Genomic DNA, 13600 nt, shown 5'->3' with positions numbered 1-13600 from the left:
CATGATCGAGACGTCTCGATTGCGCGGATAGTGCCACAGCCAGATGACAGACAAAGAAAAAGGGCGCTTCCGGTTGCCCAGAAGCGCCCTTTCGAGCGTCGTATGCGGACGCTGATTAGCGCTTCGAGAACTGGAAGCTGCGGCGTGCCTTGGCGCGGCCGTACTTCTTGCGCTCGACGACACGGCTGTCGCGCGTCAGGAAGCCGCCCTTCTTGAGGGCGCCGCGCAGCTCGGGCTCGTAATAGGTGAGCGCCTTCGAGATGCCGTGACGCAGAGCGCCGGCCTGGCCCGACAGACCGCCGCCGACGACCGTGGCGTGGATGTCGTACTGACCGCTGCGGTTCACGATGCCGATCGGCTGGCGAACGAGCATCTGCAGGACGGGACGCGCGAAATAGCTCGCGAACTCACGGCCATTCACGACGATCTTGCCGGTGCCCGGCTTGATCCAGACGCGGGCGATCGCGTTCTTGCGCTTGCCGGTCGCATAGGCACGGCCCTGAGCATCGAGCTTCTGGACGTGAACCGGAGCGGCGTTCTCGGAAATCGAGACGAGGTCCTGGAGGGACTGGAGATCAGCCATGTTCAGGCAATCCTCTTGTTCTTGGCATTCAGAGCGCCGACGTCGAGCGTCTCGGGCTGCTGGGCTTCATGCGGATGCTCCGAACCGCCATAAACGCGGAGGTTCTTCAGCTGGCGACGACCAAGCGGGCCCTCGGGAAGCATGCGCTCGACGGCCTTCTCCAGAACGCGCTCGGGGAACTTGCCCTCGATGATCTGGCGGGGCGAACGCTCCTTGATGCCACCGATATAGCCGGTGTGCCAGTAGTAGCGCTTGTCGGTATACTTGCGGCCGGTGAAGACTGCCTTCTCCGCATTGATGATGATGATGTTGTCACCATCATCGACATGCGGCGTGAAGCTCGCCTTGTGCTTGCCGCGCAGGCGGTTCGCGACGATCGAAGCAAGCCGACCGACGACGAGCCCTTCGGCGTCGATCAGGACCCACTTCTTCACGACATCCGCCGGCTTGGTGGAAATTGTGCTCATTGATTGAAACTCGTTCTCTCGTGCCCGAGATGGGCAGGAATGGCGGCGAAAGGGCATTCACCCCATCGATCGTGGGGGTGTGTACATTGAGCCGATTGGCGCGTCAAGAACTCAATTTGCACTCGAAGCGCAGAAAACATAGCAAAAACGGATAGTTAGATAAATAGGTATCATAATACCGCGTCATGCTGACGCCACTGCCGGTTCCGGATGGGGCCGGGGAGGGGCTTCGATGGGCAAATGCCGTGCACCGAGGCGCTCGCCTCTTTCCCGACACCGATGATCGGCTATGCTGCCGGCCGTTCGAGAACAGGAAACACATATGTCGGACACGGGTCTTGCACCACGCCTCAGCATCGTCACGCTCGGCGTCGCCAATGTTCAGAAAGCCCGCGCCTTCTATGAGGCGCTCGGCTGGCAGGCATCCTCGGCGAGCCGGGAGGCGATCACCTTCTTCCAGCTCTCCGGCGTCGTGCTGGCGCTGTTCGAGCGCAATGCCCTGGCCGATGATGCGACGGTCGCCCCGGCCGGCGACGGTTTCCGCGGCGTGACGCTCGCGCATAATGTGGAGAGCGAGGCCGCCGTCGACGCCGCGCTCGCCCATGCCGTGCGTTCCGGCGCGCGCTTGGTGAAGCCGGCCTCCAAGGTCTTCTGGGGCGGCTATTCCGGCTATTTCTCCGATCCCGACGGCCATCTCTGGGAGGTGGCCTATAATCCATTCATCTCATTCGACGAGGCCGGGCGGCTGATCCTTCCGGGACCCGAGGCATGAACTCCATGATGAAAGCTATTCCTCTCGCCCTGGCTGCGCTTGCCGGTCTCGGCGCAATGCCGGCTTCGGCCGAGCCCAAGCCCTACGAGCCGGTCACGGTCTCCTATGACACGACAGGGGCCGACGACGCCGAGCTGAAGACGTTCATCGACAATCTCAGGCAGGGCGTGAACGACAACAATATCCAGTTGCTGAAGCTCTCGGTCGGGCCCGATGTCCAGCTCTACACGCCGACGATCGGCTTTCCCGAGGCCGGCCCGATCCGCGCGGTGCCGAACCCGGACAAGCACCCGGGCGACCAGAGGCTCGACGAAGCCGCGATCCTGATGACCTCCTCCGATTCGAGCTATACGCGCGAGGATCTGGACGGTCTCGTCGTCGATCTGTTCGGAACCGCCCTGGAACCGAAGACGATCGGCGTTTCGCATACGGCGCGCGGTGCGCTCTGTTCACCGGCCGAGCCGATCTTCGACCGCGACAAGGCGCTGGCCGTGGCCGATGCGGCGGATGTGCCTCCGGGCAATCTCTGGATCCTCTCGGCCGACACCGAGTTCCATGAGAAGCCGGATGCCAAGTCTCCCGTGATCGCGACGCTGCCGGCCAATACGATCGCTCCCTTCGTCGAGGGATCGGTCGACGGCGCCGCCTCGACCGATGGCGGAGAGGAGGATGGCGGGGCGGACTGGTATTCCGTCGCCTTGCCGTCGGGCAAGATCGGCTATGCGGCCGAAGACACCTCGCTCGCCTTCCAGGCCGTCAGCATCTGCTACGGCAAGGTCGACAATCAGTGGGCGGTGACGGGCATCATCGTGCCGACGCTTTGAGCGCAACCATGAACCACGATCGTTACGACGACGCCTATATCAGGGACATTCTGACGACGACCCGCACGATCGCCGTCGTCGGTGCCAGCCCCAATGCGACACGGCCGAGCCATGGCGTGCTCGGCTACCTCACGGCGTCCGGCTACGAGACCTATCCGATCCATCCGGGCATCGCTGGACGCGAATTGTTCGGCAGGCTCGTCTATCCAAGGCTCGCTGATGTTCCCGTGCCGATCGACATGGTCGATGTGTTCAGGAATTCCGATGCGATCGACGCGTTGGCGGACGAGATACTCGCCTTGCCGGTCCTACCGAAGGTGGTCTGGCTGCAACTCGGCATTCGCAACGATGCCGCCGCGGCCCGGCTGGAGGCGGCGGGCATCCGCGTCGTCATGGATCGCTGCCCCGCCATCGAGCGGCCGCGCCTTTTGGGAGCGTGACGGGAAAGAGCCGTCAGGGCAGTTTTGTCGCGATTGCGGGTTCAAAACGCGAAAACGTTCTTTGAATTTGCGCACTTCGGCGGGCTAACGCTTGTGTCGTGAAGTCCCGTCACAGACGATCATGCGCGACAGCCGATGACTGGCCGTCGCCAGAACAAGCATTACAGGGAGGAAATAATGGCCGAAGACAGAGTTCCGGGTTTCGCGACGCTCGCGGTTCACGCCGGCGCGCAGCCGGACCCGACGACCGGGGCGCGCACGACGCCGATCTATCAGACGACCTCGTTCGTCTTCGAGGATGTCGATCACGCGGCCTCGCTGTTCGGCCTGCAGGCGTTCGGCAACATCTATACGCGCATCGGCAACCCGACGACGGCCGTGCTGGAAGAGCGCGTCGCCGCTCTCGAGGGTGGCACTGCGGCGCTCGCGGTCGCGTCCGGCCATGCCGCGCAGTTGCTCGTATTCCATACGCTCCTGCAGCCGGGCGACGAATTCGTCGCCGCTTCAAAGCTCTATGGCGGCTCGATCAACCAGTTCAATCACGCCTTCAAGAGCTTCGGCTGGAATGTCGCCTGGGCCGACCCTGACGATATCGGCTCCTTCGAGCGCGCCATCACGCCGAAGACCAAGGCGATCTTCATCGAATCGATCGCCAATCCGGGCGGTATCATCGTCGACATTGCCGGGATCGCGGCCGTCGCCAAGCGCGCCGGTGTACCGCTGATCGTCGATAATACGCTGGCGACGCCCTATCTCTGCCGCCCGTTCGAGCATGGCGCCGACATCGTCGTCCACTCGCTGACCAAGTTCCTGGGCGGCCATGGCAATTCGATGGGTGGCATCATCGTCGATGGCGGCCGCTTCAACTGGACGCGCGAGGGCCGCTATCCCAAGCTGTCGGAGCCGCTGGCCGAATATGGCGGCATCGTGCTTGCCGAGACCTTCGGCAATTTCGCCTTCGCCATCGCCAACCGGGTTCTCGGGCTGCGTGATCTCGGGCCGGCCATCTCGCCGCAGAACTCGTTCCTGATCTTGACGGGTATCGAGACGCTGCCGCTTCGCATGCAGCGGCACAGCGACAATGCCCGCGCCGTCGCCGAATTCCTCGTCGAGCATCCGGCCGTTTCGTGGGTCAGCTATGCGGGCCTGCCGGGCGATCGCTATCACAATCTGGCGCAGCACTACGTCCCCAAGGGCGCCGGCGCCGTGCTGACCTTCGGTCTCTCCGGTGGCTACGAGGCCGGCGTCAAGGTCGTCTCGTCGGTGAAGCTCTTCTCGCATCTCGCCAATATCGGCGACACGCGCTCGCTGATCATCCATCCGGCCTCGACGACGCACCGGCAATTGTCCGATGCCCAGAAGATCGCGGCCGGCGCGGGTCCCGACGTGGTTCGTCTGTCCGTCGGCATCGAGGACAAGGAAGACATCATCGCCGATCTGCAGCAGGCGCTGGCGAACGTCTGAGGCTTCTGCGAGAAAACGCGTCCGGCCTTGGGCTCGGGCGCGCTCTACGCCGGATGCCTATTACGCCATGACGCGGACATAGCTGCCCGGCGCATCCTCGATCGCCTTGACCTTGCGGCCGCCGGGCGTCCGCGCCTTGACCTTGCGGGCGTCCAGCGCCTCGATCCAGGCCTGCCAATGCGGCCACCAGGAGCCGGGGTGTTCCTCGGCATTGGCGAGCCACAGATCGAGGTCGTCGCCCTGGGGCGCAGGCCCGGTCCAATACTGGTACTTGCCGCGCGACGGCGGATTGACGACGCCGGCAATATGGCCCGATCCGGACAGGACGAACGTCACGGGTCCGCCGAAGAAGCTCGAGCCGAAATAGACCGACCGCGGCGGCGCGATATGATCCTCGCGCGTCGCGAGATTGAAGATCGGGATCTTGACCTTGTGGAGGTCGAGCGGCGTTCCGTCGACCGAGAGCTGGCCCTGTGCCAGCTTGTTGTCGAGGTAGCAATTGCGCAGATAGAAGGAGTGATTGGCCGCCGGCATGCGCGTCGTGTCGGAGTTCCAATAGAGCAGGTCGAAGGGGATCGGTTCCTTGCCGCGGAAATAATTGTTCACGACGTAGGACCAGATCAATTCGTTCGAACGCAGCATATTGAAGGCCGACGCCATGTTCTGGCCTTCGAGATAGCCGCGCACGCTCATCTTCTTCTCGACGGCTTCGATCTGGTCCTCATCCATGAAGACCTTGAGATCGCCGGCATAGGTGAAGTCGACCTGGGTCGCGAACAGCGTCGCCGAGGCGATCCGCGTATCACCCACCGCCGCCATATAGGCGAGCGTATAGGACATCAGCGTGCCGCCCACGCAGTAGCCGATGGCGTTGACCTCCTTTTCGCCGGTGATCTTCTCGATCACATCGAGCGATTCGAGGATGCCCTCGCGCATATAGTGTTCGAAGCCCTTGGCCGCCTGCCGCTCGTCCGGATTGACCCAGGACACGACGAACACGGTGTGCCCCTGTTCCAGCGCCCATTTGATGAACGACTTTTCGGGGTTCAGATCGAGGATGTAGAACTTGTTGATCCAGGGCGCGACGACGAGGAGAGGGCGCTTCAGCACCTCCTTGGTCATCGGCTTGTACTGGATCAGCTGGCGGACTTCGTTCTGGTGGATCACCTTGCCGGGCGTCAGCGCCAGATTCTTGCCGATCTCGAAGCGGGAATTGTCGACCTGCCGGATCCTGAGGCTGCCCTCGCCGGCTTCGATGTCCTCGGCCAGCATGTTGACGCCGCGCACGAGATTGTCGGCGCTGGAATCGAGCGTCTCACGCAGGACTTCCGGGTTTGTGAAGAGAAAGTTCGACGGTGAGACGGCGTTGGCGATCTGCCTGACATAGAACAGAGCCTTGAGCCGCGTGTGCGGATCGAGCTCCGCGCCTTCGACCATCTCCTCGGCCCAGCGCGTTGTGATGAGGTAGAACTGCTTCAGGAAATCGAAGAATTGGTTCTTCGACCATTGCGGGTCGTTGAAGCGCTTGTCACGGGGCTCGGGAACGGCAATGGGCTTGGCCTCCGCGCCCGCCATGCGCTGCATCATGGCGGTCCAGAGCGCGAAATAGCGGGTGTAGAGCTTGCGTTGCGCAAGCACGGTGCGGCTCGGATCGGACGTCCAGTATTCGATGACCTTGGCGAGCGTGCGCACGATTTCCGCGATCTCGTCGGTCAGATCCGCGGAGAGCTTGCCATCCTCGCGTGGCTTCAGGAACGCGTTGGCCGCCTTCGTCGCCCCTTCGATGATTCGGGCGATGTTCTGGGCGAACTTCTCGGGATCCTTCACCAGAAGGCTGATCGGTGCGTCGTCGGCGCTGCCGTTTTGCGCTGAACCCGTCGTTTCCTTGGCCATTCTCTCTCCGACATTGCCCTCAATCGGAATCGGCGCTGCTTTTCCCGATGGATCGAGTGTAATAGCTTCGCTCGTCCAACGATATGACGAGCCTGTTTACGATACGCTTACCCTAAGCGGGGAGGATGATGCGGTGATGGTGCAGTTGGGATCGAAGCGGTGTCACCCCTCGTCGCTGTTCGTCGTGATTGGTCTTGTAGCCACGCTTGCCGGCTGCTCGACGGTCGTGAAGACCTTCGACATGACGCCCGATCCGGAATTGAAGCGCGCTGGCGTCTACCCGAACATCAACGTGGCGGGCAGCACGCCGCCGGGCAAGGTGCTGACGCCCGACGAGCAGAAGAAGGTGTCCGCATCATTGAACGCGCAGAGCGCGCAGGCCAATCCGGGCGTCGGCGCGGCGGCCCAGGCCGAGGCCGAAAAATCGGCGAAGGAACTGAATGCGCTGGCCGCGAGCCATGCGCAGAAGACGCTTTCCGATATTCAGAACGAGTGCGACGGCAAATCGGCGACCGACGCCACGAAATGCCCGCAATAAGGCGCTCCCTTGTTGGCCGGTTCGGTGATAGAAGCCGCGCCGCGCCATTGAGGGCGCAACAACACGATCATCCAGGAAAGATGGATCAGGAGCCATGAGCGAGTTCCATAGCGTGCGGCGCTTGCCGCAATACGTCTTCGAGCAGGTCAACCGGCTGAAGGCGAGCGCTCGAGCCGCAGGCGCCGATATCATCGACCTCGGCATGGGTAATCCCGACCTGCCGACGCCGCCCCATATCGTGCAGAAGCTGGCCGAGACGGCGCAGCGCCCCGACGTTCACGGCTATTCGGCCTCGCGCGGGATCAACGGGCTGCGCAAGGCCCAGGCCGCCTATTATGGCCGCCGCTTCGGCGTGAAGCTCGATCCGAACACGCAGATCGTCGCGACGATCGGTTCCAAGGAAGGCTTCGCCAATATGGCGCAGGCCATCACGGCGCCCGGCGACGTGATTCTGGTGCCCAATCCGAGCTATCCGATCCATGCGTTCGGCTTCCTGATGGCCGGCGGCGTCATCCGCTCGGTGCCGGTCGAGCCGGGCCCGGAGTTCTTCCACGCGATGGAACGTGCCGTGATGCACTCCATCCCGAAGCCGCTCGCCGTCGTGCTCTGCTATCCGTCCAACCCGACCGCGCATGTGGCCGATCTCGATTTCTACCGCGACGTGGTCGCCTTCGCACGCAAGCACGAGCTCTTCGTGCTGTCGGATCTCGCTTATGCCGAGATCTATTTCGACGGCAATCCGCCGCCTTCGATCCTGCAGGTGCCGGGCGCGATCGACGTCGCCGTCGAGTTCACCTCGATGTCGAAGACCTATTCCATGGCCGGCTGGCGCATGGGCTTCGCGGTCGGCAATGAGCGGCTGATCGCAGCGCTCGGCCGCGTCAAATCCTATCTCGATTACGGCGCCTATACGCCCATCCAGGTTGCGGCGACCGCAGCGCTGAACGGGCCGCAGGATTGCATCGAGGAGATGCGGCAGACCTACAAGCACCGCCGCGACACGCTGGTGGAGAGCTTCGGCCGCGCCGGCTGGCGCATTCCGGCGCCGGACGCGTCGATGTTCGCCTGGGTGCCGATCCCCGACGAATTCAAGGCGCTCGGCAGCCTGGAGTTCTCCAAGCTGCTGATCGAGAAGGCCGATGTGGCCGTGGCGCCGGGCGTCGGCTTCGGCGAGCATGGCGACGACTATGTCCGAATCGCCCTGGTCGAGAACGAGCAGCGCATCCGTCAGGCGGCGCGCAATATCCGCCGCTTCCTTGAATCGGCTGACAAAACATTGCACAACGTCGTCCCGATCAGCAGCGCCCGGCGGTAGTCCGGGCCCCTCTGGGGCGATTTTATGGTTGAATCTCTACGGTTGGGCGTCGCCGGTCTCGGAACCGTCGGCGCCTCCCTGTTGCGCATCCTGCAGCGCCACGGCAATGACCTGGCGCTGCGTGTCGGCCGGCCCGTTGTCGTCACGAGCGTTTCGGCCCGTGACCGCATGCGCGATCGCGGCGTCGACCTCACGCCGTTCGCGTGGTTCGACGATCCCGTCGCGCTCGCGCGCTCGAACGATATCGATGTGTTCGTCGAACTTATGGGCGGGGCCGATGGTCCGGCCGCCGCATCGGTGCGCGCCGCGATCGAGGCCGGCAAGCACGTCGTCACGGCCAACAAGGCGCTGCTCGCCCGCCACGGCACCGAGCTTGCGCGTGCGGCCGAGGCCAATGGCGTGTCGCTCAACTTCGAGGCAGCCGCGGCCGGCGGCATTCCGATCATCAAGACACTGCGCGAGTCGCTCGCCGGCAATACGGTCAGCCGCGTCTACGGCATCCTGAACGGCACCTGCAATTACATCCTGACGCGCATGGAGCGCGAGGGGCTGTCGTTCGACGCCTGCCTCGCCGAGGCGCAGCGCTTGGGCTATGCCGAGGCGGATCCGACCTTCGACGTCGACGGCTTCGACACCGCGCACAAGCTCTCTCTGCTGACGGCGATCGCCTTCGGCTCCGAGATCGACACCGACGAAATCTATGTCGAGGGCATTCGCTCGATCACGACGGCCGACATCGAGGCCGCCGACGAACTCGGCTATCGGATCAAGCTGCTCGGCGTGGCCAGTTGGTCTGATGGCGGCATCGAGCAGCGCGTCCATCCGACCATGGTGCCGAAATCCTCGCCCATCGCGCGCGTGGACGGCGTCACGAATGCCGTCGCCGTCGAGGCGGACTTTGTCGGCCGACTCGTTTTGTCGGGTCCGGGCGCTGGCGGCGACGCGACCGCATCCTCCGTCATGAGCGATATCGCCGATATTGCGCGCGGCGACGTGGTCGGCACTTTTGGTCGTCCGGCGCACACGCTGCAGCCCTATCGGCGCGCCGGTATCCGGGCACACGAGGGCGGCTACTATATCCGCCTTGCCGTTTATGACCGTCCCGGCGCTTTCGCTTCCATTGCCAAGCGCATGGCGGAAAACGACATTTCGCTCGAATCGATCGTCCAGCGCCGACGTGCGCCGAAGGCCGACGCTCCCGATCATCCGCAGCCGCTCGAGCCGCAGCCGGTCATCCTCATCACCTATGACACGACCGAAACCCAGGTCCGCGAAGCGCTCGACCGGATAACTGCCGATGGTCATATCGCCGAGCAGCCTCAGATGATACGCATCGAGCAACTGGCCTGAGAGCAGGAGCGGAGCATGTCGACGACGGGCGGCGCGCTGGAGACGTCTGGTCTTGATCGGATTCTGACACTCGAACTCGTTCGCGTCACGGAGCGGGCGGCGGTGGCTGCCGCGCGCTGGCGCGGCCGGGGCGACGAGAGGGCCGCCGACCAGGCCGCCGTCGACGCCATGCGCACCGCGCTCAACCATCTGCCGATATCCGGCACGATCGTGATCGGCGAGGGCGAGCGCGACGCGGCGCCGATGCTCTATATCGGCGAGCAGGTCGGCACCGGCGGCGCGAAGGTCGACATCGCCCTCGATCCGCTCGAGGGCACGACGATCTGCGCCAAGAACCAGCCGAATTCGCTCGCCGTCATCGCGATCGCCGAGGGCGGGCACCTGCTGCATGCGCCCGACATCTACATGCAGAAGATCGCGATCGGCCCGGGCTACCCCGCCGGCACCGTCGATCTCGACCGGTCGGCGGCGGAGAATATCCAGGCGCTCGCGACCGCCAAGGGCGTTCCCGTCAACGAGATCACCGCCTGCATCCTCGATCGCCCCCGCCATGCCAAGCTCATCGACGATGTGCGACGCACAGGCGCCTCCGTCCGGCTCATCGGCGATGGCGACGTCGCCGGCGTGATCCATACGACCAATCCCGACGAAACCGGGATCGACATCTATCTCGGCATTGGCGGTGCTCCGGAAGGCGTGCTCGCCGCGGCCGCGTTGCGCTGCATTGGCGGCCAGATGCAGGGCCGTCTGGTGGCGCAGTCGGACGCCCAGCGCGAGCGGGCCGTGCGCATGGGCGTGAAGAACTTCGACAAGAAGCTCAGCCATGAGGAAATGGCGCGCGGCGATATCGTCTTTGCCGCCACGGGCGTGACGGACGGCAACATGCTGGCCGGCGTCAAGTTTGCCCGGTCCGGTGAGATCACGACGGATTCGGTCGTCATGCGATCCGCCTCCGGCACGGTGCGCTGGATCAAGGCGACCCATCGGGACGCCGAAACCTTCGAGAACGAGGCCTGAGTGAAGGCCGACCATCCATGACCGGCCCGGCTGACGCCCGACGCGCCTTTCTGGGCGTCGAGCATTCCGCGACCGGGCGGCGCTGGTCCGATCGCTTGAACGATGCCGACAGCCTCGCCGCGACGGCGATGGTGCAGCGGCATCAAATCCCCGAGCTGATCGCCCGCGTTCTCGCCGGGCGGGGCGTCGCCATCGACGATGCGGCGCATTTTCTCGATCCCAGTCTTCGGCGGCTCATGCCCGATCCGTCCGTCATGACCGACATGGATGTGGCCGCCGGCCGGATCGCCGATGCCGTGATGGCCAATGAGAAGGTCGCGATCTTCGGCGATTACGACGTCGATGGCGCCTCGTCCTCCGCCCTGCTGGCGCGGTTCCTGCGCGGGCAGGGCGTCGAGGCACGGATCTATATTCCCGACCGCATCTTCGAAGGCTACGGGCCCAATCCCGACGCCATCCGCCTGCTCGTCAGCGAAGGCGCCCAGTTGATCGTGACGGTCGATTGCGGCTCGACGAGCCATGAGGCGCTCGGTGTCGCGCGCGATCTCGGCCATCCCGCAGTCGTGCTCGATCATCACCAGATGGGCGCCGAACTGCCGCCCGCGGTGGCCGTGGTCAATCCGAACCGGCAGGATGACCTCTCGGGTCTCGGGTATCTCGCCGCCGTTGGGGTGACTTTCCTCGCCATCGTCGCGGTCAATCGCGAATTGCGACGCCGTGGCTGGTACAAGGACGGGCGCGCGGAGCCTGACCTGCTGCAATGGCTCGACCTCGTCGCGCTCGGCACGGTTTGCGACGTGGTTCCGCTCGTCGGCCTCAACCGTGCTTTCGTGACCAAGGGCCTGATCGCGATCAGGCGCAGGGGCAATGCGGGGCTCGCCGCGCTCGCCAATGTCGCGCGCATCGACGTGCCGGCCGCGCCCTATCATCTCGGCTTCCTGCTGGGTCCGCGCATCAATGCCGGTGGACGGATCGGCGATGCCGCGCTCGGGGCAAGGCTTCTGTCGCTCGACGATTCCGTGGAGGCGGAGGCGATCGCAACCGAGCTCGATGATCTGAACAAGCAGCGCCAGGCGATCGAGACGGCGATGCTGGAAGAAGCGCTCGCCGAGGCCGATGCCGAGATCGGAGCCGGCGAGGGGCCGGCGGTCATCGTCACGGCCAATGAGCGCTGGCATGCCGGCATTGTCGGCCTCATCGCCGCGCGGCTCAAGGAGCGGTTCCGCCGGCCGGCCTTTGCCATCGCGCTGATGGCGAGCGGCACGGGCACAGGCTCCGGCCGCTCCGTGTCCGGCGTCGATCTCGGCGGTCTCGTCAGGGCGGCGCTTGGCGAGGGCCTCATTCTCAAGGGCGGCGGCCATGCCATGGCGGCCGGCATCACGATCGAGCGCAAGCGCCTCGGCGAATTCCGCGCCTTCATGGAGGAGCGCGCCATGACGGCGTCGCGGGCGGCCCGCGCCGGCGACAACCTGCTCGTCGACGGCGCATTGACCGCGCGCGCGGCGACGCCGGACATGATCGACATGCTCGAGCGGGCAGGGCCGTTCGGCGCCGGCCATGCCGAGCCGGTCTTCGCCTTCCCCGCCCATCGGGTCAGCTATGCCGACGTCGTCGGCAACGGGCACATCCGCGTCACGATTTCAGGCGGCGACCAGAACCTCAAGGCGATCGCCTTTCGCGCCGCCGAGACTGATCTCGGCCGCGCGCTTCTCGACGCACGGGGACGGCCGCTGCATCTCGCCGGCAACCTCAGCATCGATCACTGGCAGGGCCGCCGGCAGGCGAGCCTGCGCATCATCGACGTCGCCGACCCACTCGTTCCGGGTTAGCGGGTTTCCGAGCGACGTGGGGCCGGCTTCTCGTGAAGGAAACGAGACAAGTCGAATCTAGGCCGCTTGGCCGGACGCTTGTGCCTGGGCCTGCCTGCGGTCGCTCAGGAAGTTGAACAAGCCCGAAAGCCCGACGACGGCCATGCCGATCAGGCTGATCCAATCGGGAAATTCGCTGAAGAAGATGGCGCCGAGCACCACGGCCCAGATGATCTGGCTGTATTGCGTCGGGCCGATGCGGTTGGCCGGCGCGTAGCGTGTCGCGGCCATGAGGCCGAGATGGCCGAAACCGGCCAATGCCCCGCAAAGCGCCATCATGGCGAGCTCGAAGAGCGTCGGCATGCGGAAGACGAAGATCGTCAGGATGCCGTTGACGAGGAGGGAGCCGAACATCAGCGACCCGATCAGCGAGACCTGGCGTTCCGTGCGGCCGATGAAGCGCAGCACCAGCAAGGTGCCCGCGCCGCAAAGCGCGGTCGCGATCGCCGCGAAATGGCCGGGCAGGACTTCGCGAAAGCCGGGCCGCACGACGAGAAGCACGCCGGCGAGCCCGACCAGCAGCATGATGAGCTGGCGCCGGCCGCTCGATTCGCGCAGCAGGATCGCCGACAGCACGGCGACGAAAAGCGGCTGCAGGAACAGGAGGGAGTAGGCGTCCGCAAGCGGCAGTGTCGTGAAGGCGAAGGCGCTGAACAGGCCCGCCACGATCCCGAGCGCCGCGCGCAGCAGGACGAGCCCCGGCTGCCGCATCCGGAACATGTCGCTCCACTGCTCCGTCTTCGGCTTCGCAAAGAAGACGACGATGCTGGAGAAGATCGTCACGATGAAAGAGAGCTGGAATACATGCAACTGCCCGCCCGATGCCTTCATCGCCGCATCGGCGCAGGAGAAAACGGCATAGGTCAGGAAGCCGATCGCGACGCCCCGGAGCATTGGATACCGTCCGTCTGGAGGAATGGTCGGTATTTCACCGCCGCCTCCGCTTTGCAATCGGGCTGAACATATCCGGTGCGATTTATTCGACCTTCAAATTAGTAGTTGTGAAACACGCACTCTTCGCGCGAACATACTGCATTATGGACCATCGGATCGACTCATCGAACCGACA

Annotated in this window: 13 protein-coding genes; 9 read left to right on the top strand and 4 right to left on the bottom strand. The window is 64.6% G+C overall.

Going from position 1 to position 13600, the window contains the following annotated elements; translation table 11 throughout:
- Nucleotides 1–115: 115 nt before the first annotated feature.
- Nucleotides 116–583: a 30S ribosomal protein S9 gene (gene rpsI, locus QO014_RS05525; protein ID WP_266347616.1), complete on the bottom strand. Its 468-nt coding sequence runs from the start codon at nt 581–583 to the stop codon at nt 116–118.
- 2 nt (nt 584–585) lie between these two features.
- The gene (gene rplM / locus QO014_RS05520; RefSeq protein WP_266347615.1) at nt 586–1050 is read right to left on the bottom strand and encodes a 50S ribosomal protein L13; all 465 of its coding nucleotides are present in this window, start codon (nt 1048–1050) and stop codon (nt 586–588) included.
- Nucleotides 1051–1372: 322 nt separating this feature from the next.
- Between rplM and QO014_RS05515 the strand changes: the two genes are divergently transcribed.
- The 4 genes from QO014_RS05515 to QO014_RS05500 all read left to right on the top strand — a co-directional run bounded on the left by QO014_RS05515 (nt 1373) and on the right by QO014_RS05500 (nt 4550).
- Nucleotides 1373–1822 (top strand): VOC family protein, encoded by a 450-nt coding sequence (locus tag QO014_RS05515; RefSeq protein ID WP_266347614.1) that lies wholly within the window; start codon nt 1373–1375, stop codon nt 1820–1822.
- A gap of 5 nt (nt 1823–1827) precedes the next feature.
- Nucleotides 1828–2646, top strand: a complete 819-nt coding sequence (locus QO014_RS05510; RefSeq protein ID WP_266347613.1) for a hypothetical protein — start codon at nt 1828–1830, stop codon at nt 2644–2646.
- A gap of 8 nt (nt 2647–2654) precedes the next feature.
- On the top strand, nt 2655–3086 hold the full coding sequence (locus QO014_RS05505; RefSeq protein WP_266347612.1) for a CoA-binding protein: 432 nt from the start codon (nt 2655–2657) through the stop codon (nt 3084–3086).
- A 177-nt stretch (nt 3087–3263) separates the two neighbouring features.
- Nucleotides 3264–4550, top strand: a complete 1287-nt coding sequence (locus tag QO014_RS05500; RefSeq protein ID WP_266347611.1) for an O-acetylhomoserine aminocarboxypropyltransferase — start codon at nt 3264–3266, stop codon at nt 4548–4550.
- 60 nt (nt 4551–4610) lie between these two features.
- Here the strand turns inward: QO014_RS05500 and QO014_RS05495 are convergent, their stop codons facing one another.
- The gene (locus tag QO014_RS05495) at nt 4611–6443 is read right to left on the bottom strand and encodes a PHA/PHB synthase family protein (RefSeq protein WP_266347610.1); all 1833 of its coding nucleotides are present in this window, start codon (nt 6441–6443) and stop codon (nt 4611–4613) included.
- Between QO014_RS05495 and QO014_RS05490 the strand changes: the two genes are divergently transcribed.
- The 5 genes from QO014_RS05490 to recJ all read left to right on the top strand — a co-directional run bounded on the left by QO014_RS05490 (nt 6436) and on the right by recJ (nt 12492).
- Entirely contained in the window at nt 6436–6981 is a 546-nt protein-coding gene (locus QO014_RS05490) for a hypothetical protein (RefSeq protein WP_266347609.1), read from the top strand. The two genes, QO014_RS05495 and QO014_RS05490, sit on opposite strands and share 8 nt — an antisense overlap.
- 94 nt (nt 6982–7075) lie before the next feature.
- Complete coding sequence (locus QO014_RS05485; RefSeq protein WP_266347608.1) at nt 7076–8296, top strand: LL-diaminopimelate aminotransferase; 1221 nt, start codon at nt 7076–7078, stop codon at nt 8294–8296.
- Nucleotides 8297–8320: 24 nt separating this feature from the next.
- Complete coding sequence (locus tag QO014_RS05480) at nt 8321–9646, top strand: homoserine dehydrogenase (protein WP_266347607.1); 1326 nt, start codon at nt 8321–8323, stop codon at nt 9644–9646.
- Between the two features lie 15 nt (nt 9647–9661).
- Entirely contained in the window at nt 9662–10663 is a 1002-nt protein-coding gene (glpX, locus tag QO014_RS05475; RefSeq protein WP_266347606.1) for a class II fructose-bisphosphatase, read from the top strand.
- Nucleotides 10664–10680: 17 nt separating this feature from the next.
- Complete coding sequence (recJ, locus tag QO014_RS05470) at nt 10681–12492, top strand: single-stranded-DNA-specific exonuclease RecJ (RefSeq protein ID WP_266347605.1); 1812 nt, start codon at nt 10681–10683, stop codon at nt 12490–12492.
- A 57-nt stretch (nt 12493–12549) separates the two neighbouring features.
- Here the strand turns inward: recJ and QO014_RS05465 are convergent, their stop codons facing one another.
- Nucleotides 12550–13425 (bottom strand): DMT family transporter, encoded by an 876-nt coding sequence (locus tag QO014_RS05465; RefSeq protein ID WP_266347604.1) that lies wholly within the window; start codon nt 13423–13425, stop codon nt 12550–12552.
- Between the last annotated feature and the right edge of the window lie 175 nt (nt 13426–13600).

The organism is Kaistia dalseonensis (genome assembly GCF_030814715.1).
GTDB lineage: Bacteria > Pseudomonadota > Alphaproteobacteria > Rhizobiales > Kaistiaceae > Kaistia > Kaistia dalseonensis.
This window is presented reverse-complemented; position numbering and strand designations above follow the sequence as displayed.

Excerpts from the sequence above, each read along its gene's own strand:
- QO014_RS05505 (WP_266347612.1), top strand. The coding sequence starts at position 2,655 with ATGAACCACGATCGTTACGACGACGCCTATATCAGGGACATTCTGACG.
- QO014_RS05485 (WP_266347608.1), top strand. The coding sequence starts at position 7,076 with ATGAGCGAGTTCCATAGCGTGCGGCGCTTGCCGCAATACGTCTTCGAG.
- QO014_RS05480 (WP_266347607.1), top strand. The coding sequence starts at position 8,321 with ATGGTTGAATCTCTACGGTTGGGCGTCGCCGGTCTCGGAACCGTCGGC.
- QO014_RS05495 (WP_266347610.1), bottom strand. The coding sequence starts at position 6,443 with ATGGCCAAGGAAACGACGGGTTCAGCGCAAAACGGCAGCGCCGACGAC.
- glpX (WP_266347606.1), top strand. The coding sequence starts at position 9,662 with ATGTCGACGACGGGCGGCGCGCTGGAGACGTCTGGTCTTGATCGGATT.
- QO014_RS05510 (WP_266347613.1), top strand. The coding sequence starts at position 1,828 with ATGATGAAAGCTATTCCTCTCGCCCTGGCTGCGCTTGCCGGTCTCGGC.
- recJ (WP_266347605.1), top strand. The coding sequence starts at position 10,681 with ATGACCGGCCCGGCTGACGCCCGACGCGCCTTTCTGGGCGTCGAGCAT.
- QO014_RS05515 (WP_266347614.1), top strand. The coding sequence starts at position 1,373 with ATGTCGGACACGGGTCTTGCACCACGCCTCAGCATCGTCACGCTCGGC.
- QO014_RS05500 (WP_266347611.1), top strand. The coding sequence starts at position 3,264 with ATGGCCGAAGACAGAGTTCCGGGTTTCGCGACGCTCGCGGTTCACGCC.
- rpsI (WP_266347616.1), bottom strand. The coding sequence starts at position 583 with ATGGCTGATCTCCAGTCCCTCCAGGACCTCGTCTCGATTTCCGAGAAC.
- rplM (WP_266347615.1), bottom strand. The coding sequence starts at position 1,050 with ATGAGCACAATTTCCACCAAGCCGGCGGATGTCGTGAAGAAGTGGGTC.
- QO014_RS05465 (WP_266347604.1), bottom strand. The coding sequence starts at position 13,425 with ATGCTCCGGGGCGTCGCGATCGGCTTCCTGACCTATGCCGTTTTCTCC.